Annotated in this window: 15 protein-coding genes, 3 tRNA genes and 1 pseudogene; 8 read left to right on the top strand and 11 right to left on the bottom strand. The window is 44.8% G+C overall.

What is annotated here, in order from left to right; genetic code table 11:
• Nucleotide 1: 1 nt before the first annotated feature.
• From LG003_RS18550 to LG003_RS18520, 7 genes are all read right to left on the bottom strand, one after another.
• Nucleotides 2-1,330, bottom strand: a complete 1,329-nt coding sequence (locus tag LG003_RS18550; protein ID WP_192880981.1) for an HlyD family type I secretion periplasmic adaptor subunit — start codon at nt 1,328-1,330, stop codon at nt 2-4.
• A gap of 66 nt (nt 1,331-1,396) precedes the next feature.
• Entirely contained in the window at nt 1,397-3,127 is a 1,731-nt protein-coding gene (locus tag LG003_RS18545) for a type I secretion system permease/ATPase (protein ID WP_112876499.1), read from the bottom strand.
• 60 nt (nt 3,128-3,187) lie between these two features.
• The gene (locus LG003_RS18540) at nt 3,188-3,592 is read right to left on the bottom strand and encodes a protease inhibitor Inh/omp19 family protein (RefSeq protein ID WP_192880980.1); all 405 of its coding nucleotides are present in this window, start codon (nt 3,590-3,592) and stop codon (nt 3,188-3,190) included.
• 53 nt (nt 3,593-3,645) lie between these two features.
• Nucleotides 3,646-5,100: a serralysin gene (gene prtA / locus LG003_RS18535; RefSeq protein ID WP_275658140.1), complete on the bottom strand. Its 1,455-nt coding sequence runs from the start codon at nt 5,098-5,100 to the stop codon at nt 3,646-3,648.
• Between the two features lie 1,276 nt (nt 5,101-6,376).
• Complete coding sequence (gene rlmM / locus LG003_RS18530; protein WP_262981352.1) at nt 6,377-7,477, bottom strand: 23S rRNA (cytidine(2498)-2'-O)-methyltransferase RlmM; 1,101 nt, start codon at nt 7,475-7,477, stop codon at nt 6,377-6,379.
• Nucleotides 7,470-7,865: a DUF423 domain-containing protein gene (locus LG003_RS18525; RefSeq protein ID WP_112876496.1), complete on the bottom strand. Its 396-nt coding sequence runs from the start codon at nt 7,863-7,865 to the stop codon at nt 7,470-7,472. The genes rlmM and LG003_RS18525 overlap by 8 nt, the downstream gene beginning before the upstream one ends.
• A gap of 175 nt (nt 7,866-8,040) precedes the next feature.
• The gene (locus tag LG003_RS18520) at nt 8,041-8,961 is read right to left on the bottom strand and encodes a transcriptional regulator GcvA (RefSeq protein ID WP_112876495.1); all 921 of its coding nucleotides are present in this window, start codon (nt 8,959-8,961) and stop codon (nt 8,041-8,043) included.
• Between the two features lie 427 nt (nt 8,962-9,388).
• Between LG003_RS18520 and csdA the strand changes: the two genes are divergently transcribed.
• Nucleotides 9,389-10,627, top strand: coding sequence for a cysteine desulfurase CsdA (gene csdA / locus LG003_RS18515; RefSeq protein WP_112876520.1), 1,239 nt, complete (start codon nt 9,389-9,391; stop codon nt 10,625-10,627).
• Between the two features lie 19 nt (nt 10,628-10,646).
• Nucleotides 10,647-11,156: a cysteine desulfurase sulfur acceptor subunit CsdE gene (gene csdE, locus LG003_RS18510; protein WP_112876519.1), complete on the top strand. Its 510-nt coding sequence runs from the start codon at nt 10,647-10,649 to the stop codon at nt 11,154-11,156.
• 66 nt (nt 11,157-11,222) lie between these two features.
• Here csdE and tcdA read toward each other — a convergent pair whose 3' ends face one another.
• Both tcdA and mltA read right to left on the bottom strand, forming a co-directional pair.
• Nucleotides 11,223-12,035: a tRNA cyclic N6-threonylcarbamoyladenosine(37) synthase TcdA gene (gene tcdA, locus LG003_RS18505; protein ID WP_262981351.1), complete on the bottom strand. Its 813-nt coding sequence runs from the start codon at nt 12,033-12,035 to the stop codon at nt 11,223-11,225.
• A 48-nt stretch (nt 12,036-12,083) separates the two neighbouring features.
• Nucleotides 12,084-13,181 (bottom strand): murein transglycosylase A, encoded by a 1,098-nt coding sequence (gene mltA / locus LG003_RS18500; RefSeq protein WP_262981350.1) that lies wholly within the window; start codon nt 13,179-13,181, stop codon nt 12,084-12,086.
• Between the two features lie 223 nt (nt 13,182-13,404).
• On the opposite strand from mltA, the gene LG003_RS18495 reads away from it, so the two are divergent.
• The 4 genes from LG003_RS18495 to LG003_RS18480 all read left to right on the top strand — a co-directional run bounded on the left by LG003_RS18495 (nt 13,405) and on the right by LG003_RS18480 (nt 14,140).
• Nucleotides 13,405-13,481, top strand: a tRNA-Met gene (locus LG003_RS18495).
• A gap of 90 nt (nt 13,482-13,571) precedes the next feature.
• Nucleotides 13,572-13,648, top strand: a tRNA-Met gene (locus LG003_RS18490).
• A gap of 29 nt (nt 13,649-13,677) precedes the next feature.
• A tRNA-Met gene (locus tag LG003_RS18485) sits at nt 13,678-13,754 on the top strand.
• Between the two features lie 158 nt (nt 13,755-13,912).
• On the top strand, nt 13,913-14,140 hold the full coding sequence (locus LG003_RS18480; protein WP_370446040.1) for a hypothetical protein: 228 nt from the start codon (nt 13,913-13,915) through the stop codon (nt 14,138-14,140).
• Nucleotides 14,141-14,285: 145 nt separating this feature from the next.
• On the opposite strand, the gene amiC is transcribed toward LG003_RS18480, so the two are convergent.
• Complete coding sequence (gene amiC / locus LG003_RS18475; RefSeq protein ID WP_262981349.1) at nt 14,286-15,530, bottom strand: N-acetylmuramoyl-L-alanine amidase AmiC; 1,245 nt, start codon at nt 15,528-15,530, stop codon at nt 14,286-14,288.
• 243 nt (nt 15,531-15,773) lie between these two features.
• Here amiC and argA point away from each other — a divergent pair, with 243 nt between their 5' ends.
• Both argA and LG003_RS23530 read left to right on the top strand, forming a co-directional pair.
• Nucleotides 15,774-17,108, top strand: coding sequence for an amino-acid N-acetyltransferase (argA, locus tag LG003_RS18470; protein ID WP_262981348.1), 1,335 nt, complete (start codon nt 15,774-15,776; stop codon nt 17,106-17,108).
• Between the two features lie 27 nt (nt 17,109-17,135).
• A pseudogene (locus LG003_RS23530) lies at nt 17,136-17,285 on the top strand (IS200/IS605 family transposase); the annotation flags it as partial.
• A gap of 161 nt (nt 17,286-17,446) precedes the next feature.
• Here the strand turns inward: LG003_RS23530 and LG003_RS18465 are convergent.
• Nucleotides 17,447-22,251, bottom strand: a 4,805-nt coding sequence (locus LG003_RS18465) for a S8 family serine peptidase (RefSeq protein ID WP_449301336.1), incomplete at its 5' end; no start/stop codon positions are given.

The raw sequence follows: 22,251 nt of genomic DNA, 5'->3' as shown, positions 1-22,251 counted from the left end.
ATCACTCCTCTATCAACGATGTTGAAGCCCGATCCCACAATGGCTTAAACAGATAGCTCAACAAAGAGCGGGAACCCGTTTTGACAAAGACCTCAACCGGCATTCCTGGCCTGATATCCAACCCTTTCAGTTTTTCCATTCCCTCAGGAGCGACAACTACTCTCATCTGATAATAAGGTTGACTGGTTGTTGGATCGACCAACCTATCCGCGGAAATCACGGCAACTTTTCCTTCAACTTTTGGCGTCCGATTCTGGTTAAAAGCGGTGAACATCAGATCCACATTCAACCCTTTACTAATCTTATCTGCCAAATTAACCGCAACACGCGTTTCCACTTCAAGCGCCATCTGGTCCGGCAGAATTTCCATTAACTTCTCGCCAGGAGCAACAACCCCACCTTGGGTAAAAATATTTAATCCCACAACCGTGCCGTCAACCGGCGCCACAATTGAGGTATGAGTCAGTTCAAACTGTGCTGTATCCAGCTTATTTCTATATTCACTGGCAGAGACCTGCACCTCCGCTAATTGCGTGCGCACTTCCCGCTGATAGTCAGCTGTGCGTTGAATAATACGCTGCTGTGTTTCCTGTAACTGTTTTTCAAGCTGACCTGCTCGCCCTGCCATTTCCGCTATGCTGCTGTTGAGTTCAGCCTGTTCACGCAGAAGTTCCAGATAACGATTACGCGGAAAATAGCCCTCATCCGCTAAAGATTTCAGATTAGTTATCTGCTCCTTAAGCGCCGCCTGCTGCATACGCTTACTGAGAAGAGAAGATTTCAGCCCTTTAATTTGAAAATTTGTTCCTTCGACAGACTGTTCAAGCCCTCGCAAATCGCTTCTCAGCACTTCACGGCGTGATACAAAAAGTTGTTTTTGCAGTTCGATAATCTCATTCACCCGTGGTTCAGATTGTAATTGCTGTAATATGTCGGGGAAAATTAACGCTTCATCACCATGCTGCTCGGCTAATAAACGGGCTTCCGTTGCCAGCGTGGTATACAGTTGATCCTGAAGTGCATCAACCTGCGCCTTTGCCTGCACCTGACTAAGCTGGACGAGTGTCTGACCTGCTTTGATTGTTTCTCCTTCAACAACCTTAATCTGGCTAATAATACCGCTTGCCGGGGCCTGAACTGTTTTACGATTACCATCCACAACCACTACACCAGAAGACGCGACTCCTTTATCCAACGGTGCTAACGCGGCCCAAATGAGAAATCCTAGGATCCCCACACCAATCACTAACCATCCTAGTCGCAAAAAATGCCTTTCTTCCAAAGGCAACAATCCTTTTTCATCTCTTACCGGCGTAATCTGATCAGACATATCCACTCCCGGACAGAAATCTCCGTCTCAGCTATTTGATATTATTATAATTAAATGCACATTTACTTATGATGCCTGCGCGACTGCCTTGGTCGCAGAATGTTCCTGACTATTATTTCTTTGTGATAAAGCGGCCATCACCTGTTGAGATGAACCGAACATCTTCATTTTCCCCTGAACCAGTAGCAATATTTTGTTTGTCTGTGATAGCAATGAGGTGCGGTGAGTAATCACAATCACAGTCTTTCCTTGTGCTTTTAACTGAGAAATCGCCTCATTTAATGCTCTTTCCCCTGCCTCATCCAGGCTGGAATTAGGCTCATCCAACACGACCAATGACGGCTCGTCATATAGCGCACGAGCAAGGCCAATTCGCTGTTTCTGCCCACCAGATAATCCAACTCCGCCAGCACCAATCACGGTGTCATAGCCCTTATCAAGTGCTAATATCAGCTCATGAACGCCCGCTTTCTTTGCCGCCCGTACCACTTTCTCTGGCTCCACTTCATTAAAACGAGCAATATTTTCAGCGATAGTGCCACCAAACAACTCAATATCTTGCGGTAAATAACCGATTGAGGAGCCCAGTTCATCTTTATTCCACTGATAAATATCTGCATTATCCAGACGAACAACGCCTTCCTGTGCCGGCCATATTCCGACCAGTAACCGGGCAAGAGTCGATTTCCCAGACGCACTGGGACCAATTAATCCCATCACATCACCGGCATCCAACGAAAAGCTAATATCCTGTAAAACAACCTTACTGTTTCTTCCCGGCGGCGCTGCGGAAACTTTATCCACGGCTAAACTTCCTTTTGGTGCCGGCAATGACATTCCCGGTTTGCGTTCCGGTTGTTGTTCCAACAGGTTGGTTAACCGTTGCCATGACAAACGAGCACCACTCCAGCCTTTCCAGGCTTGAATCAGTTGTTCAATCGGTGAAAGTGCCCGTCCCATCAAAATTGAAGCCGCAATCATCATACCCGGCGTAATATGCCCACCAATCGCTAACCAGCCCCCTAATCCAAGGATCAGTGACTGCAAGGCCAAACGCACTGTTTTAGTGACTGAATTAATCACTGAAGCCCGCTCACTCGCAATGCGCTGGAAATCCAGGAAACGCTCATGTAATCCAAACCATCTCCGACGTAGCACCGGCAACATACCTAACGCCTCTATGACTTCGGCATTACGTAAATTGGTGCTGGCAAGACTTGCTGAACGTAGAGAGAGTTTACTGGCTTCGGATAACGGCTGACTTGATAACCACTGATTCAACACAGCCAAGGCAATCAATACCAGCGCGCCTCCCAGTGACAATAGACCAAGCCAGGGGTTAAAAAGAAAAATAACGAGCAGATAGATTGGAAACCAAGGGGCATCAAAGAAGGCAAACAAGGCATTACCCGTCAAAAACTGGCGGATATTGGCCAAGTCATTGAGCATCTGACCGGCATCAGTAGTGCCATTTTTCAGATTCGATTCATAAGATGCGGTATAAACCCGGTTATTCAGCTTCATATCAAGCTGGCTGCCAATACGGATAACAATCATGCTACGGATATATTCCAGCATTCCCATCATGGCAAACATGCCGAGAGTAATCAGAGTCAACATCAGCAAAGTGATTTCATTGCCCGACGGCAATACTCTGTCATAAACCTGCAACATATAAACAGACGGAACTAACATCAGCAGGTTAATAAAAGCAGTGAACAACCCGATAGCCCAGAATACCCGGCTACGAGCACGAATGACATCAGTAATTTCATCCTTCGGGAGCAGTAGTTTCACATTATTTCCTTATTTTTATTTTTTTAAAAATATAACTATCTGATGTTAATGTTTCCTTTCTTATTCATTTTTCTTATTAGTCTTATTGGGCTTTATCATTAATTCCCGACCATCGGCAAAGCGGGCAAACCAACCATCTGGCTCATGAGCAAAAAAAGCCAAACCACTCCCCTGTTCATCAGTAATTGTGAGCCCATCTGGAGTTGGCCGCCAACCGGCAGGCACTTCACCAAACATATACGCTAAACAATCGTTATCACCATTAAGTGACCAAATTGATCCCTCTGGTAAGGGATGGTCAGTCAATAACACATCGCATTGTTGATGTTTATCCGACAATTGCCACACGCCTTTCAATTCACTCGCGTGTGGGAGATCAAGACTACTAGCCATACTTCCTCCGATAATGCTGAATGTCAGAGCAACAAAGAATGCAAATTTCAGATACCAAGCCGCAAAAACCATGCCGCCTCCAAACAAATAACCGCATCTAAGTCAGATGCGGTTGTGTTGTTGTGTTACGAAAGGATGAAATCAGACTCTAATATGGGTTCTCCAACAATCTTCACCCAAAAATCATCGTAGGAAAATTTACCGCCCAAATTAATGGCGAAATCATTCACCTTATCAACAGTGTTATAACGAAGCACAGCTTCTCCAACTTCACCAGTGAATTCCTCTACAAATTTAACGCCACCCTTCCCGGCTTCACCCAGATCAAACAGTGACACATCAATCTTGTCTTCACCGGAAACAAAGTCATGGATCCAATCACGCTCAAGAGGAGGTGATTCCTTGGCACTCAGGTAGACAAAGGTATCTTTGCCTTCCCCACCCCAAAGATTATCTGCCCCTAAGCCACCGTAAATAATGTCATCACCAGCTCCCCCTTTCAGAGTATTGGCGGCATCATTCCCGATTAAAACGTCATTACCACTGCCACCAATCGCATTTTCAATTGTGACGCCACGGGCAATAGAGACGTTTCCTTTTAGTCCACCGACATCAGAGAAAGAGGCTTCATTCAGATTGATGCGTTGATCTTGAGTAAAACCAGAGAAATCAAACGTATCATTGCCACCGGTATCCCAAGCGGTGAACAACAGTTTGCTGTTCTCATCTTTTGCGGTATAGAAGTCACGATCTGTGTTGGAATTAAAACCATATACGGTGTCATCGGCACGGATGGTATTATTCGCGCCATATACCGCCTGAATGGCAGAAATATCATTAAGTAATGGTGCGGAAGAATAAATACCTTTAAAGTCCTGCCCGGTATTTTTTTCACTAAAATAACTCATAACAGTATAAGCACGGCTGTCTTCAAAATAAGTCGCGCTGTTCTTATAAGTCGGGCTTACCTCATCAGACGCATTATAATCAGCCGGATGTTGCAACCCCAGAGTATGACCAATTTCATGAGTAAGCGTTTGACGGCCATAACCATTCACGTCAATATCGTTGTTTAAGAAAGTACGGCTTTTTGCATTATACCAAGTTCCTAACTGTGTCTTCTCTGGTCTTGGCAGATAAGCAAACGCATAGCTCCCTGTCAAACTAACATCAAAGAACCCAAAGGTGACATTTGCCTCTTTAACATCAGTGGTTTCAACGAAATTAATATTAGCAACATCAGCCCAAGATTGTATTGACAGTTTTGCAGCAGCTTTTTGTTCATCATTAAATGCTGAAAATTCAGAAATATGCCACGGCATATTATCCGGTTTACTCTCCAGGAAAGTATACTTTAATTGGAAAGCTTTAGATTTATCGTCGTCCTGATGCCCCCAACGATAATCACCCCGGATTAATTCTTTAGCAGCATCTTTACTGGGCTCATGCTCAACGACAATATTAGAATCCTTACCTGGTATATAAGCCTGTAACCATTTCAGCAACTCATTTGCCTTTTCTGAACCGCTAACGTCTTCCGAGTATGAAATTTTCTTCTTTAAAGACATATATTTCTCCATAAATTCAGGACTTAGATATAAAATTCTTTTTATTTAATTAAATACAAGTCAATAAAACCTGAAAACAACAGACCGCCCCTGGTCATACAAATTAACAACTAAAATCCCTTTCACATAAACGTAACACTAAAGTTAATTATGTAAAAAGCAATTAACATATTTTTTTAATATAAACGTGATAAAAATAACATAAAACAAATAAGCGATTGTTTTATATAACATAACTATTTAAGGCGAAAAAAATACCGCTAATTTCTTAGCGGTATTTTCTTATGCATTAATTATCGATTATTTGACTATCTATAAAGTAAACTTTAAAAAATTTATAGAATTATTGTTGATAATTTTAATAAGTAATTATCCCAATCCGTTATATAAATAGAAGAGTCTAGAATAAAAAACTTCCTTCAACGCAATACTGCGGGGCATAAGTATATATAAGAGGTTTAAATCAAGTAATACCTATATATTATTATTTAATAAAGCAATAACAACTTGATTAAATCAATAAAAAACATATATCACAGAGTAGTTAATACTTTCCTTATTCTAAATCATTTTTTACCAATATAATTAAATTATGGTTTTGAAGAATTAAATAAGAAGATCCATATATCTGATTAAATACCCTTAAAGACAAGGTATAAAAACCAATAAATCAATGCATTCAAAAAGATATCAAATTTAAAATAGCAAACTTAACCTATATAATATAGACATTGCCCTTACTTAATATTAAAATTAATTTTCATATCTAACCATTAATTAAATAAATTGTAAAAAATAATCCATTCCATTATTTCCCAGATTACAATGTTAATTTATATAATTATTACAGACTAAACTAACGATTAATTAAATAATTATAAAAACATATTTATTTTGTTATTTCATTTAAGTCAAGTGAAAAAATCAACATTTTCCCGACAAAAACCATACAATATCAATCATTATATTAAGTCACAACAGAATATTATGTAGCCTTTTCTTACTAATTAAGTGGATTAAATCATCTTAATACACTCATTCTATTCCGTAACAGAATGAAAAATAAAATACACCCGTTATCTTTCAAGTTGCCTCTTTGTTGGCTGCACTCGCTCACCCCGGTTACATAGTTTGCTATGCTCCCGGGGATTCACTCCCTTGCCGTCGCGATGCATCTTGAAATAATAATGTCATCCAATATCGAAAAAAACGCCTCAGGATATAGCTGAGACGATTTAGAAAATCTTATTTTATGAGTTATTCCAGAATGATGATGAACAACAGTGAATCAGTAATCATTCCGGCTAGCTGCATAAGCAGACCAAATACGACGAACATGAACCGTTATTTCTTCCCTGTCATGATAAAGGTGCTTTGCCTGAATTTGTGCATTTATACCCCCCTCTTTTAATTGCAAGTTCATTTTCTGCAAATTATGAGCAACTTCTTCATAACGCTTTTTCATGGGTAATTTAAGATTAAAAATAGCTTCCCGGCACCAGCCATTAACTAACCAATCTGCCATTAACTGCGTCACTTTTGCTGGTTTTTCCACCATGTCGCATACCAGCCAATAAATGTTTTTTGTCGAAGGCTCAAACTTAAAACCATCAACTTTGTGATGTTTAACTTGCCCCGTATCCATCAAACTTTTCGACATCGTGCCATTATCTACCGCATGAACCATCATACTACGTTTCACCAGTTGGTAAGTCCAACCACCAGGGCATGCACCTAAATCAACCGCATACAAACCGCTAGCCAACCGCTCTTCCCATTCATCATGTGGGATAAAAACATGAAAGGCTTCTTCCAGTTTTAATGTTGAACGACTTGGTGCATCCGAAGGAAATTTCAACCGAGGAATACCCATATAAAATGGCGAATTATTGTTACTGTAAGAATAACCAACATAACAGCAACCCGGAGCGATAAAGAAAACGTGTATCACCGGGCGATTAACGTTTTCCCGAATCTGCAAGATCTTTTCCTGACGCATAGCATTACGCAACGGAACAGTAAATTTTCGACAGAATTTTAATAACTCTTTACTTTCATTAGTATCAGGCACCTCAACCCGTAACTCACCGGCACGCTCAATGACACCATGCAGCATACCTACAATCGGGCTTATCCGATCTTCAGGAGGTAAATCTCGCAATAATTCACCCACGACCAGCATCTGGCGGGCAAAAATCAGCTCCCGAAATGGGATCTCACGAATCAGCCGATCGGCATCTTCATATTGATAACACTCAAACAGGACATAACCACTGTTGTCTTTCACCCGGGCAAAACCGTAAATCTCTTTTTGACCCGCCTTATCAATGAGTTCTGCTGCACACTCTTTTTCAAAACCAGGGCGGCAATATAAAGCAATTTTATTCATGGCGAAGCGCCGATTTCCTTAGACGCAAAGCGCCAATTAATACTAAAAACCAGCCGATAAGAAAGCTAAATCCTCCAACTGGCGTAATATAAGCGAAAAATTTAACCTGCAATAAAGCCATACAATAGAGACTGCCACTAAACAACAAAATACCTACTGCAAAAAAAACGCCACTCCAGTAAAACCAGAGCACAACTTTACGCATTAGCATGGCAGACATCGCCATCATTGCCAGAGTGTGAATACCCTGATATTGCAGACCGAGATCAATCCAACTTATCTGATATTTTTCCATCATCGGAGATAATAAATGTGACCCTACAGCACCAAACGCCACATAGAAAAACCCACTGAAGCCAGCAAAGATAAGCATTAAGCGACTATTCACTGTTATCTTCCTTTTTCATATTCTATACCCGTCATCTTTCAAGTTACCTCTTTGTTGGCTGCACTCGCTCACCCCGGTCACATAGTTACCTATGCTCCCGGGGATTCGCTCCCTTGCCGTCGCGATGCATCTTGAAATCCATAGGGTATATCTGCTCGAATGCCTTATTCCGCTCTTACTCATTGGTAATAAAGCCCAATTTCTCCTGCTCACTGGCTGCCTGAGCCAAAACCCATTGTCTGAATGCGGCAATTTTCCCCAATTCAGCCTGATTGTCATGACAAACAAGGTAAAATGCATTCTTACTCACTAACACATCATTAAATGGGCAAACTAAGCGCCCCGCATCAATTTCAGTCCGAGCCATGACATTATTTGCCAGTGCAATACCTTGCCCATGAACAGCGGCTTGGATCACCATTGCACTATGGCTAAATATCGGTCCTTGCTGAACATTTATCTGCTGCTGCATATCAAGCTGGCGCACATACGCTTGCCAGTCACGACGAGAAGAATCGTGTAACAACGTATGACGCGCCAAATCTGCGGGGGTCTTCAAAGGATTTTCTCCAGTCAGTAACGAAGGAGAACAAACGGGAAGCAAATATTCTGCGTAAAGGCGATCGGTGCGTAACCCCGGCCAATTTCCACGACCATAAAATATGGCAACATCAACATCATCAGCAAGCTTATCTTCTTCTCTGTCTACCGCCTGTATTCTGACATCAATGCCGGGATAAGCTAAATTAAAGCTGGACAGCCTTGGAACCAACCACTGGATAGCAAAGCTAGGTGAAAGGCTAACCGTCAAAGCACCTTTGGCACTTCGAGCTTGAAGTTTACGTGTTGCTTCATTTATCGCCGTGAATATTTCTTTAATGTCCAGATAGTAGCTTTGACCTTCTTCAGTCAACAATAGTGATCGATTGCGACGACGAAACAACTTCAACCCAAGAAAATCCTCCAGACTTTTCATCTGGTGGCTAACTGCGGCCTGCGTCACAAATAACTCTTCAGCCGCCTTAGTAAAACTTAAATGGCGCGCTGCGGCATCAAAAACCCGCAACGCATTAAGTGGAGGTAAACGTTTGGACATGTGAGCCCTTATGTAATGTTGACGATACCGGTAACTCTTTATATTTAGTTATTAGTTTTTGTAATCCGAATCATTATAAATTGTCCATTGAGGATACACCAGTAAATCCCTATAGTGGCGCCACTTCCTAAGCCGGAACGAAAAGTGAATCAGCTTAACGCTATGAAACTTTTGGCTTTGTGGTTGTGATGTTGTGTTTGCAAGTTGTCTGGGAAACCGGACCCTGTAGCTCAAGCTACTGTTTTTTCACTTCCTGTACATTTACCCTGTCTGTCCATAGTGATTTTTTAATGCACCGCAGTTGCGGTGCTTTTTTTTGGCATAAGGCGTGGAACATGGCAATATTATTCCATGTAATAACCTATCCATTTTCAGCCAGAAATAAATGGTTAAGCACCATCACCACCAAAACAAAATTAATACATCTATGAAAAAGTTCGAACCAGAACAGTTCCGCCAGCAATTTCCAGCGCTACAACAATTTCCATCACAACAATTTTCATCACAACAACAGACGGTATTTCTGGATAGTGCAGCCACTGCACTCAAACCACAAGCCATGATAAAGGCAACTCAAGACTATTATCAAAACAGTGGCGCTACTGTACATCGTAGCCAACACAAAGCAGCACTGGAAATTACATCCCGCTATGAACAGGCCCGGCAACGAGTTGCTGAATTCATCAACGCCCCTAAAGCTGAAAATATTATCTGGACAAAAGGAACAACAGAATCCCTCAATCTAGTTGTTCAAAGTTATTTCCGCCCTCATCTCCAGCCCGATGATGAAATTATCGTTAGTGAGCAGGAACACCATTCCAATCTGATACCGTGGTTAATGTTGGCAGAGCAAATCGGCGCCAAGGTTATTAAATGGCCTTTAGGCAATGGTAAATTGCCTGATATCAACATTTTGCCTGAACTGCTAAACAAACACACCCGATTGATAGCCATCAGCCAGATGTCCAATGTGACTGGCGGAGCAGTTGATCTCGCTGCAATAACTGCAATAGCACACCAACATGGTTGCCTGGTTGTTGTGGATGGTGCCCAAGGCATTGTTCATAATCCCATTGATGTTCAACAATCAGATATCGATTTCTACGCATTCTCTGCTCATAAACTCTATAGTTCGAACGGCGTTGGTATACTTTACGGCAAAAGTGAGCTTCTTAATGCTATGTCTCCTTGGCAAGGTGGCGGGAAAATGCTCTCTCACACTTCATTCAGCGGTTTTATACCCGAAGCAGTACCTTTCCGGTTTGAAGCGGGCACACCGAATGTTGCAGGTATTATTGGTTTTTCTGCCACACTGGAATGGTTGAAAGATATTGATATTGCCAAAGCCGAAACCCATGCAGTCGCACTTGCTGATTATACCGAAGCACAACTCTCCGCTTTACCCGGATTTATCAGCTATCGCATTGCCGGTTCCAGCTTATTGGCTTTTAATTTTACCGACATTCATCACAGTGATTTGGCAGCCATTCTGGCAGAACAAAATATTGCTTTACGTTCCGGTCAGCATTGCGCTCAACCCTTGATCGAAGCGTTAGGCATCAGCGGCTGTTTGCGCGCCTCCTTTATGCCTTACAACAACCAACAGGATGCCGATGCTTTAATTCAGGCAGTAAAATTTGGCCTTTCTTTATTACGGGATGAATGAATACAAGATGAATGACATTATGACTCAAACCGCTGAAAACCGGATTGCACCACACCCATTTGGCCAGGAAATCAGCCAACAACAGCTCATTGCAACCTTTGACCAATGCCGCCAATGGGAAGATCGTTATCGCCAGTTAATCTTACTGGCAAAGAAACTGCCCGCATTACCAGAGAACTTGAAACAGCAAGACACTGAAATGTCCGGCTGTGAAAACCGGGTTTGGTTAGGGCATCAATTACTGCCAGATGGCTATTTACATTTTTATGGTGACAGCGAAGGCCGCATTGTAAAAGGCCTGCTGGCGGTAATCTTAACTGCCGTAGAAGGCAAAACACCGGAACAAGTTTTAGCAACTAACCTATTGGCACTGTTCCACCAACTAGGGCTGGAACAACAGATAAGTGGCTCACGGTTGAACGGAGTCAAATCGCTAATCAATACTGTGCAGAACGCCGCAACATCTTATATACCCTATGGATTTCAAGATGCATCGCGACGGCAAGGGAGTGAATCCCCCGGAGCATAGATAACTATGTGACCGGGGTGAGCGAGTGCAGCCAACAAAGAGGTAACTTGAAAGATAACGGGTATATCAAAGATCACCCTGACGTTGCGCTTTAGCCACCATTTTTTTCAAGGCATGGGAAACCGCAACAAATCCAAATGTCGCCGTGACCATCGTTGCGGCACCAAAACCAGAAGCGCAATCCATACGCTTAGCTCCCTCTGCGGTACTTTTCGCGGCACAAACAGAACCATCACTCTGCGGATAAACTAACTGCTCGGTTGAAAACACACAATCGATGCCCAATTTACCTTTGCCATTCTTCACAACACAATAATCAGATTTCAGCCTTTCTCGCAGTTTAGCCGCTAAAGGGTCCTGAACCGTTTTTGCCAAATCAACAACCTGAATCTGTGTAGGATCAAGTTGCCCTCCTGCTCCACCGGTTGTCACCAGCGGAATTTTATGGCGGCGGCAATAAGCCAACAGCGCCGCTTTCGGCCTGACACTATCGATAGCATCAATCACATAACTAAATCCAACCGCCATCATCTCTTCAACATTATCGGGTGTGAGAAAATCATCAACACAAGTCACTTTGCACTCTGGATTAATTGCCAGAATACGCTCGGCAATCACCTCAGTCTTTGGTTGCCCAATATGCTGTTTTAAAGCGTGTAATTGGCGATTGGTATTGGTGATACAAACATCATCCATATCAATCAAGGTGATCGCACCGATTCCTGTACGAGCCAAAGCCTCAGCCGCCCAGGAGCCAACACCACCGATACCCACAACACAAACATGAGAATGGCAAAACAAAGAAAGCGCTTTTTGACCATATAAACGGGCAGTCCCCGCAAAGCGCTGCATATATGCATCAGAAAGAGAAGTTTGCATTACTGAATATCAATCCTGAAAACCTGTTATAAAATTTATGAAAAGCAATCACTGATTTACCGTCAACATGGTAGGCGGCGCTTTTTTTAACACCCAAACCCGACCGTAGTGGTTATAGAAACCTGCCGCTATACCCGCCGCCCCACCAATACCATGATAGATATCGAAATGATGTCCCTTTATCGCCCCACCAACATCCAATGCAACCATCAGCCGCATCTGGTACTGACCGGTAAATTTACCCTCTCTATCCAACAGAGGTATCTCTGCTAACAGGGTTGTTCCTGGTGGAATAAGCATTTTATCAGCGGCCACAGAAGCTTTTGCAATTAAAGGAACACTACTCGCACCTCGTACCGGCGCATAGTTTTCAGGTTTAAAGAAAACAAATGATGGGTTCTGCTCCAACAGCTCACGGACTTCTGCCTCACTGTGAGATTCCGCCCATTTACGAATCGCCAGTATAGAGATATCTTCCTGCGCAATTTCTCCGCGCTCAATCAGCAACTTGCCAATGCTCCGGTAAATATGCCCATTTTTACCGGCATAACCCAAAAGAGTCAGTGGCTCACCATCACCAAAATCGACATAACCACTCCCTTGTACCTCCATAATATAATTATCAATCAGTGAACGACTATAACCAATAATCAGACTGGGGCTAAGAGCGCCGTTGTCTATTTCAGTTCGGCTTGGTAAACGGTATTTACTCTTAGGCGGCATCCGGTACAGAGGATACTTAAATTCCCCCTGTTTAACACGACGAGCTTGTAACACTGGCGTATAGTAGCCGGTAAATTGGACGTTACCGTAATTATCCACACCTTCCATCTGGTAAGCGCGTAAATTAAACAGATTCAACTTACTGGTTTCACCACCCGCTAACATCCAGTTTTGAACAGCGTCAAAAGTTAAGCTATTACGATTATACAGACGAGGAGCAGACTGACTAATTAGCGCAACCTGCTCTGAAAAATCCTTTGCATTAACTGGCTTACCCTGCGCATTAGGTTGATTAACCAGCCGTAAATCCTGCTCGATATGACCATCTCTATATTGTTGGCCCTGTGCCGTTGGGCGAGAATGACATCCAACCAACAGTGAAATCACGGCTCCACACAGCAGATACTTACCCCAGTATTTCATTGTTGTTTTCTCTCTTACCAACATAACTCTGTGGCGAACAAAATGCTAAACCAATAGAAACGATGCAACTTACCATAAAAAAAATAACTTAACAAAACAACGACACAAACGAATAGAAAAACATCAATACGCAGAGTAACTAATCAAAAACGTAACGAAACAAACAATAATTAATAAAAAAACTTGCAACAGATCTTATCCTGAGTATAGTGCCCGCATCGGACGCGGGATGGAGCAGCCTGGTAGCTCGTCGGGCTCATAACCCGAAGGTCGTCGGTTCAAATCCGGCTCCCGCAACCAACACTATAAAGTAGTTCGATATTTGCGAATGGAACCGATTCCAGCAGGCGTTAGTGATGCAGGAAAGTACAAAGTAGGTTCTAATACGGACGCGGGATGGAGCAGCTTGGTAGCTCGTCGGGCTCATAACCCGAAGGTCGTCGGTTCAAATCCGGCTCCCGCAACCAATTTTCGCTACTCAAAATATCTATACGGACGCGGGGTGGAGCAGCTTGGTAGCTCGTCGGGCTCATAACCCGAAGGTCGTCGGTTCAAATCCGGCCCCCGCAACCAATTCTCTATGCATTTCAGCATACAAACTCCAAAAGCAACTTGTGAATGACTTTTCGATAATTTTTTCGCCATCGTATCTGCGTTCAGTTTAATGACAAACATCCACCTGTGGTCATTTCTGGCTTGACAGATTATCGTTTACAAACGACAACAAAACCATGAACGAGATACGATACTATATCGACAATACCGGACGTGACGTCTTTGAAGAATGGCGAGAACAAGTAATGAAGGATAGATCATACGACGAAGCAATGACCGAGGTGTTCCGCAAAGACCCAGCTTACGTGATCGAGTTACTAAACAGCATCCTTGAAGATAGCGAACAAGCCGAATTACTGATTGCTCTATCGCACCTTGTCGGCCAAGGGCAACCCGGAAGTTAGGAGTCTAAGTGCGATTCTGCGTGTCATGGGCTTACGCCTGGCAGTTCAACTCATCACTACCCACTAAAATAGGGGGAGGGAGTATAGGCTAAAGGAAAATAGCCCCTTCCCTTTTTAACAGCAAAAATTACCCATAGCAGCGGGTTCAAATCGCCAAATTACCACCATTCTTGAAATAAGCTTTGATACCCGCAAAAATTGACTCTGCGACTTGCTGCTGGAAACGTGCGGTTTTCAGTTTCCGCTCCTCTTCCAAATTGCTAATAAACGCAGTCTCTACCAGAATCGAAGGGATGTCTGGTGCTTTCAGTACCGCAAATCCAGCTTGATCCACCCGATTTTTATGCAATTTATTCACTTTGCCCATACGCTTAAGCACTTCGCTACCAAATTTAAGGCTGTCATTGATTGTCGCAGTTTGTAACAAATCAAACATCGTATGATCCAGATACTTATCACCGCTTTTACTCACTCCGCCAATTTGGTCGGCTTCGTTTTGCGTCTGGGCTAGAAAACGTGCGGTATTACTGGTTGCACCTTTAGTCGAGAGTGCAAAAACCGAAGAACCACGGGCAACTCGGTTAGTAACGGCATCAGCATGAATAGAAACAAAGAGATCAGCTCGCATTTTACGCGCTTTTGCCACCCGGACTTTTAGCGGGATAAACACATCTTCATTACGGGTCATATAAACTTTCATACCCGGTTCACGCTGAATAAGCGTTTTTAATCGACGGGCAATTTGCAAAACAACGTCTTTTTCACGAGTTTTATATTTGCCAATAGCGCCAGGATCTTCCCCGCCATGTCCAGGATCAAGCATGATAATGATCGGCCTGTCTTTACCTGCTTTACCTGACTTTGGCCTTTCCACTGGCAAATCTTCTGCTAAATGACCTTTATTGTACTCTTCAAGTAGAGCAAGTAATGGATCATCATCCGTATTAACCCTCGCTGCCGGATAAATATCCAATACCAAACGATGTTTAAATTTCGCCACTGGTTTCAAAGTAAACATATGTGGGTTGACCGATTGCTTAACTTCGAACACCAAGCGAACAGTTTTAGGATTAAACTGCCCTACCCTCACCAGTTTAAGATAAGGATCACGGGATTGAATCTGCTCCCCCATCCCGCTTAGAGTATGATTCAGTTGTACACCTTCAAGATCAACCACAATTCTATTTGGATTTTTTAACACAAACTGGCGATATTTGAGTGGAATATTGGATTCAAGAGTCACACGGGTATAACTGGATGCTGGCCAAATACGTACCGCTATAACTTTTGCTGACGCTGCGTAACCCACCTGGCTAACACTAAGTAACCACATCGCTGCGGCTCCCTGCAACAAACGACGTCGTGACAGATTATGATCTGAATGACTCATCTACTTAATATTCCATTCATAAAATACAAACACTCAGGTGATATTCACCAAAGAAACGATCAAATAAAAAACTTTAACCAATCGGCATTATGCTGTCATCAATAAACAGCATTTTATATTTTGCAAATTATTAACGTCTACAGGTATATGAAAATGTTTTTATCTGAATTGCCTCTTGCCATTTTCTCTCAAAAGGAATAAAAAAGCATAAATTACGAATAAAAATTCAATCGAGAGTCTGTTATGAAAGAACGCAGCACCGAATTAGTTGAAGGATTTCGTCATTCTGTTCCGTACATCAATGCACATCGTGGTAAAACCTTTGTTATTATGCTTGGTGGAGAGGCTATTGCCCATGAAAATTTTACCAATATTATCAACGATATAGGATTGTTGCATAGTTTGGGTATCCGCCTGGTCGTCGTTTATGGCGCCAGACCTCAAATTGAACAAAATCTTGCAGACCATCATTACAAACCGATTTACCACAAACATACCCGTGTAACCGATAATAAAACATTAGAATTAGTCAAACAATCTGCTGGTTTACTGCAACTGGATATTACCGCACGTCTTTCTATGAACCTAAATAATACCCCGTTACAAGGAGCCAATATTAATGTTGTCAGCGGTAACTTCATTATTGCTCAACCGCTTGGCGTTGATGATGGTGTGGATTATTGCCACAGTGGAAAAATTCGCCGTATCGATGAACATGCCATAAATCGCCAATTAGACAGTGGAGCAATCGTGCTAATTGGTCCTGTTGCAGTTTCTGTTACCGGAGAGAGTTTTAATCTGGCATTTGAAGATGTTGCTACGCAGTTAGCTATCACACTACAGGCTGAAAAACTGATTGGTTTCTGCTCTACTCAAGGTGTACAAGATGAAGACGGAAAAATTCTATCGGAAGTTTTTCTTAATCAAGCACCGGAGTTAATTAAAAAACTAGAAGTTAAAGGTGATTACTATTCAGGCACAGTCCGTTTTTTACGGAGTGCAGTAAAAGCTTGCCGTCGTGGTGTTCGCCGCAGCCATTTATTAAGTTATCAGGCAGATGGTTCTCTACTTCAAGAATTATTCTCCCGAGATGGCATTGGCACTCAAATAGTGATGGAAAGTGCAGAACAAATACGCCGGGCTAATATCAATGATATTGGTGGTATTCTCGAACTTATTCGCCCACTGGAACAACAAGGCATTTTGGTTCGCCGTTCAAGAGAACAACTTGAAAGAGAAATTGATAAATTCATCATTATCGAACGCGATAACCTGACTATCGCCTGTGCTGCGCTCTATCCTTATCCTGATGAGAAAATTGGCGAAATGGCTTGTTTAGCCGTTCATCCTAAATACCGCAGCTCTTTAAGAGGGGAAGTATTACTGAATCGCATTGCGGAGCACGCCAAACAGTTCGGACTGGAAAAACTGTTTGTTCTGACTACCCGCAGCATTCATTGGTTCCAGGAACGGGGTTTTGAGCCCGCAGAACTCTCAATGCTACCGATTCAGAAACAAGTGTTATACAACTATCAACGCCGTTCTAAAATCCTTATGTTAAGTTTGGAACCACAGTAATAAACGCATTCATGCCGAAAAAGCCGACTTTTACGAAAAGAGTATGCTGAATATATCAGCCGTTTTTACTGGAAACTGGGACTTTGGACTCGTGCATATTGTATGATTACCGCAGACGGCGCTCCGATTAAGAGACTAAAAATAGATATCCAGAAGCAAGAAAACCCAACGAAATAACAGCTCTTCGAGCTATTTATTCTCCATCTCCCCCTAATGCTAAAAGCGCGTTTTACTCACAATGAGCATTCAGGAGGGAGAATTCCGCAGGTTTTGTTAAACGACGCAATTCACCTATTTATGGAAGACCCGCGATAACCATCGCGGGCCTTGTTACCGAGTTAGTGCCAGTTAGCTGCCAGCACAGGTTGCAGCCGCTGTTGCTCGACATCGCCGAGCATTGCGGTCGCAGGCGCTGGCGGCGCGAATGCAGCCATAGCCTGGACAAGGTGTTCGACATCACTGTCCATCAACCGATGACCGTCACCGGCCATGATGTTACTTGGTCGTTCGGGGTGACTGGAATGCCAATTATGCAGCGTTACCTCCTGCTTGCTGCCAATGACTGAAATTTGCAGATCCTGCCCTTCATGCTGGAACCACAGACGCTCAGGGCTGATATCCTTTCCGAACACCAACCGCCCCATATTACCGCTAAATTCCAAATCATTGTCCCCATGCCCGACTTCCACCGTCGACATAGTGCCACTGGTCACAATATTGTTATTACCATCCCCGACTTTCACTTTCGACATAATACCGCTGGTCACGATATGGTTATCACCATTCCCTACTTCTACCGTCGACATCTCACCGCTGGTCACAATATGGTTATGACCATCCCCTACTTTTACTTTCGTGAAGGTTCCCGACGCTTTAATGGTGTTGTTGCCATGTCCGACTGTTAGTCTGTCGACATTACCGACAATAACGTTGTTACCATTACCTAACGTGATATCGGCAGAACGGCCCATCACATTCACCTTATTGTCACCGTTGCCGGCAACCACATTGCCACCCATAGCTTCCACATTGATAGTCTTGCTCTCGTCCCCCAAAGTAACCTTGGCAAAGGGAATTTCGACCGTAATGGAATTAGGATCAGTAGTCACTGGTGTAGGTTCCACCGCTGGCTCAATTTTCGGAACGCTGGGCATTAGGTGTAGTTCAAAAGGAGGGATACTGATCGCTTCCCGCTCAGGGGTAACAGTCAGTTCAAACTTAGACATATCAATCGGTTCAACTTTAGGAAAAGTGAACGGTTCAAACTTAATCGGTTCCCACTCAATAGGAGGAATAGTCACCGGTTCCCACTTAGGAATAGTGATCTGTGTTAATGCGTCCGGAACAGTAACCGTCGGTTTATCGGGAGATTGCGTCACCACTGGCCCGACCATTGGCACCAAATCCGGCGAAGGCTCCGCAAAGAGGAAGTCGGCCGCATCGACCTGCGAAATATCCAGGGTATCGAGATACAGCAGCTTCACGTTTGAATCAGTACCGCTGGCCCCATTAAAGATAACTTCAACGCCATGAATTTGTGACAGGCCGTTGATCGTGCCACGATTACTCTTAGTGATGGTTAGTTGGCTGAAATCAGTGATTCCGGTTTGACGCAAATCAATTTTATCAATGCCATGACGGAATCCACGTAATGCATTCTTGTAGTCCTTGGCGCCCGGTTGGGCTGCCACCACAAAAACATCTGACGCCGCACTGTCATGACTATAGATCGTTCCATTCAAGCTAAATTTCATCTGCCCCTGAGCATCGCTAGTGAGCATGACGCCCCTGCCGCCGCCCTTAAGGATCACGGTTCCCAAGCCTTCTTGTGGCTGGAGTGTTGAAGCGTCGCTACTCGTGTAAGCCACCGGGGCGATAAAGGTGTCTTGGAACTCGAAGTTCGTCGCACCGATCCCGGCGAGTGTCTGATTTTTCAGAACAATACTCTGCCCCTTACCCAGATCGACCTTAACATCCGCCCCCTGCTGCGTCAGCAACAGATCGGCAAATTTTTTGCCACCAAATCCTACCAGATCGATAATTTCGCCACGAGCAGCCTCGAAGTTGCTGATAATATCGCTGCCCGCCTCACGACGGTGGACCACAAAGAAGTCCTCACCCGCGCCTCCTGCCAGTGTGTTGTTTCCACGCCCGCCATCAAGCAATGCATCGGCATTACCAGCGACCAGCGTATCGTTGCCATCTCCGGTGATAATGTTCTGAATGCCCGACGGATTCTTTATCGTCAACGCTGCGCCGCCAATACTGGCAACACCGGTCAGCAAGTTAACTGAGGTATCCCGTGAAACAGCCGCCGCATTGAGGGTATTACGCCCTCCCGCCACGCCATTGACCGCATCATCCAGCACCGCGCGGTTGGCCTGCTTGACCACCGACTGGATATATTCGTCGGTGTAAAAGTAAGTGTCATCCGGGGTGTTCTTGCTGCCGTACAAACGTAGCGACCAGGCATTTAATGTGACCGGCAGGCCGGAACTAGCATCGGTCACTTGGAGGGTCCAGTTGCCAGCCGAGCGTTCGCCAAAATCATGGGTCGACATAAAGCTGTACTTGAACGTCCCTGATTGACTACTACCCAGATCGGTCGCACTCGCGCCCGGCATGCCGTCTGGAACCTTACCCTGACGATTGAGCAATATGCTCTGAGTGCCATCAGGAGAGATCAGTTTGAGCGTCAGATCGCCAAGACGGCCTACTTGGGCGTCAAAATCGATCTCGACATGCTCGACATTCAGACCGGCATTCATGGCGATGGACGACGTTAGCGTCTCACCCGCGGCCAAGGTTTTCCCCAGAGGGCCGCTGGATGCGCTATAGACGTACTCGTTAGCAGCGGTGCTTTGAGTCATCCAAGACTCGGCCAAACGAACAGCCGCTCGCGCATCGACTTGACCAAAACCATAATCGTTGCTGGTATGCATACCGCCGCCATTCCAGCTATGGCTGTTATTATCGTTCCATTTGGTAGATGGATCATTGATCTTGCGAGCGGATAGAGCAAGGATCTGCTGCACATCCCGATAACCTAAGTTCGGGTTGGCCTCAAGCATCAGCGCAACAACACCGGAGACTATCGGAGCGGCAAAGCTGGTGCCTTGCATGCTGGTGTAGTCATTGCCGAAAGTTGAGCCACGTTCGGTTTTCAACATATGGCTGGTAGACACGACATTGCTGCCCGGCGCCGAAACCAACAGGCTGGCTCCCGGATTGGAGAACGGTGAAGAGCCAATCTGCAAAGTCGACAAATCGCCCTGTGCGTTGATCGCACCGACTTCCACCGAAAAACGGTTGTTATTGGTCAGCGACCCTTGGGCATTGCCGCCTTCTGCACGATTATTGCCGCCCGCCGCCACGATGACGGTACCCAATCCGCCACGACCATTAGCCGCCGCGTACTGCGCATTCATACTCAGCGACGCGGCAGTATTTATAGAGCCGTCCTGAAAGCTGCTGAGTGCGAAATCGTTGGTAAATCCCCAGCTATTGTTAGCAACGTCAAAACTGACCATATGCCCCAGTCCCGCAAGATCGGCACCGTCATTGGCAAGATAATAACCACCCAACGTAGCATCATGGGCAACCCCGACGCCGCCTGCATTATTTTTCGCCGCGACCATCACACCCGCCACCATTGTCGCGTGGTTGGAGACCACGTCCGACAAGGTGCCATTGGTCTGTTGAGTCTGCAACCAAGCTTTATCGACATTCGCCGCAAGGTCGGGGTGATTGATATCAAATATTTCAGGCGCGGTGGCAAACTTACCGCCCGGCTCGAACTGACCAATTCGTACTCCCTTGCCGGTGTAGTCCTTCCAGACCGGCAGAATATTGGCATCGCTCAGATACCATTGCTGAGCAGCCAATGGATCGAGAGGAACTTCCGGGGTCAGTAACGTGACAGGGGCACGCATCGGCGCAGTCTCCCCGCTGTTCAGGTCTACTACCGATGCCGAAGGATTACCGGCCGCATCGGTGACACCGTATTTGAAGCTGATCAGACCAGTGTAAAGCGGGTCCGGCGTAAACAAGACATCGCCTTGGTTTGTGAGGCTGACCGTACCACCTATCGCATCACCAACATTGGCAATGCGCAAGGCTCCCTGACTGTTAAGGTGTTGATCGTTAGCCAACAGACTTTCTGCGGAAATCAGATGTGGCTGAGTACGATCAAAAACCTTGCCGTCCTTGTCGTGGGTGAGGACATCCTCGACAGGCATAGCATCAGGTATTTGTAAATCAACAGCTGAAATATCCGCGAAATTGAGTTTTTGGATATTTTTCAGCGTTACCGTGCCGTCACGTCCAGCGACCTTGTCGGCCACGATATATCCGCTGTCGGTACGGTTGATTCGATAGTCGCCGTGGTTACCGTGCAGGCTCACTATGTTGATCCCGCCGTCCCCATCAATCGTTGCATTGCCGTGACCCACTTCGATTACGTCGTCACCCAAACCGCCGAAAATTTTATCGGCGCCGCCGCCAGCGTGAATAATGCTGCCGCCTTCGGAAGCATAGATTGTGTCGCCCTGAGGACCGGCATAGATAACCGACTTGCCACTGCCGCCAATGATGGTGTTATGTCCGCTGCCGCCGACCAGGACATCGTTACCCATGCCACCTATCAGAGTTGAATTGCCGGAACCCCCCTTGATAAAGACACCGTTGACACTACCGCTTATGATCGTATCGTTACCGCTCCCACCTTCAGCAATGGTTAAACTGGCTTGCCCCATGTTCAGCTCCACGCCTTGGTTACCGACAATAATCGCCGTATCGTGCCCTCCATTGCCGTGAATGTTTTTCGTATCGTCAGAAGCACTGATAACAAAAACATCATCACCGGTACCGCCAACATAGGTGTTGCTCCCTGCGCCCCCGACCAGCCAACTGCCGGTTTTTGCCGCAATCAACGTATCATTGCCGCTGCCACCATACAGATTGCTTACCCCCAGTTGCTCGGCATTTAGGGTTTCATCTGTTTCACTCTGGCTGGCGTAAGCTGTGGTAGTGATGCCTTTGGTGGTGGAAGTCACTTTCGTGCCAGCTCCCTGAGTGCTCAGGGTGTTGCTAACGGTATCACCAAGAAAATCGACGGCCAGCACTTCCTGAGTTTTACCATTAA

This window comes from Photorhabdus kleinii, from assembly GCF_025384885.1.
Classification (GTDB): Bacteria; Pseudomonadota; Gammaproteobacteria; order Enterobacterales; family Enterobacteriaceae; genus Photorhabdus; species Photorhabdus kayaii.
This window is presented reverse-complemented; position numbering and strand designations above follow the sequence as displayed.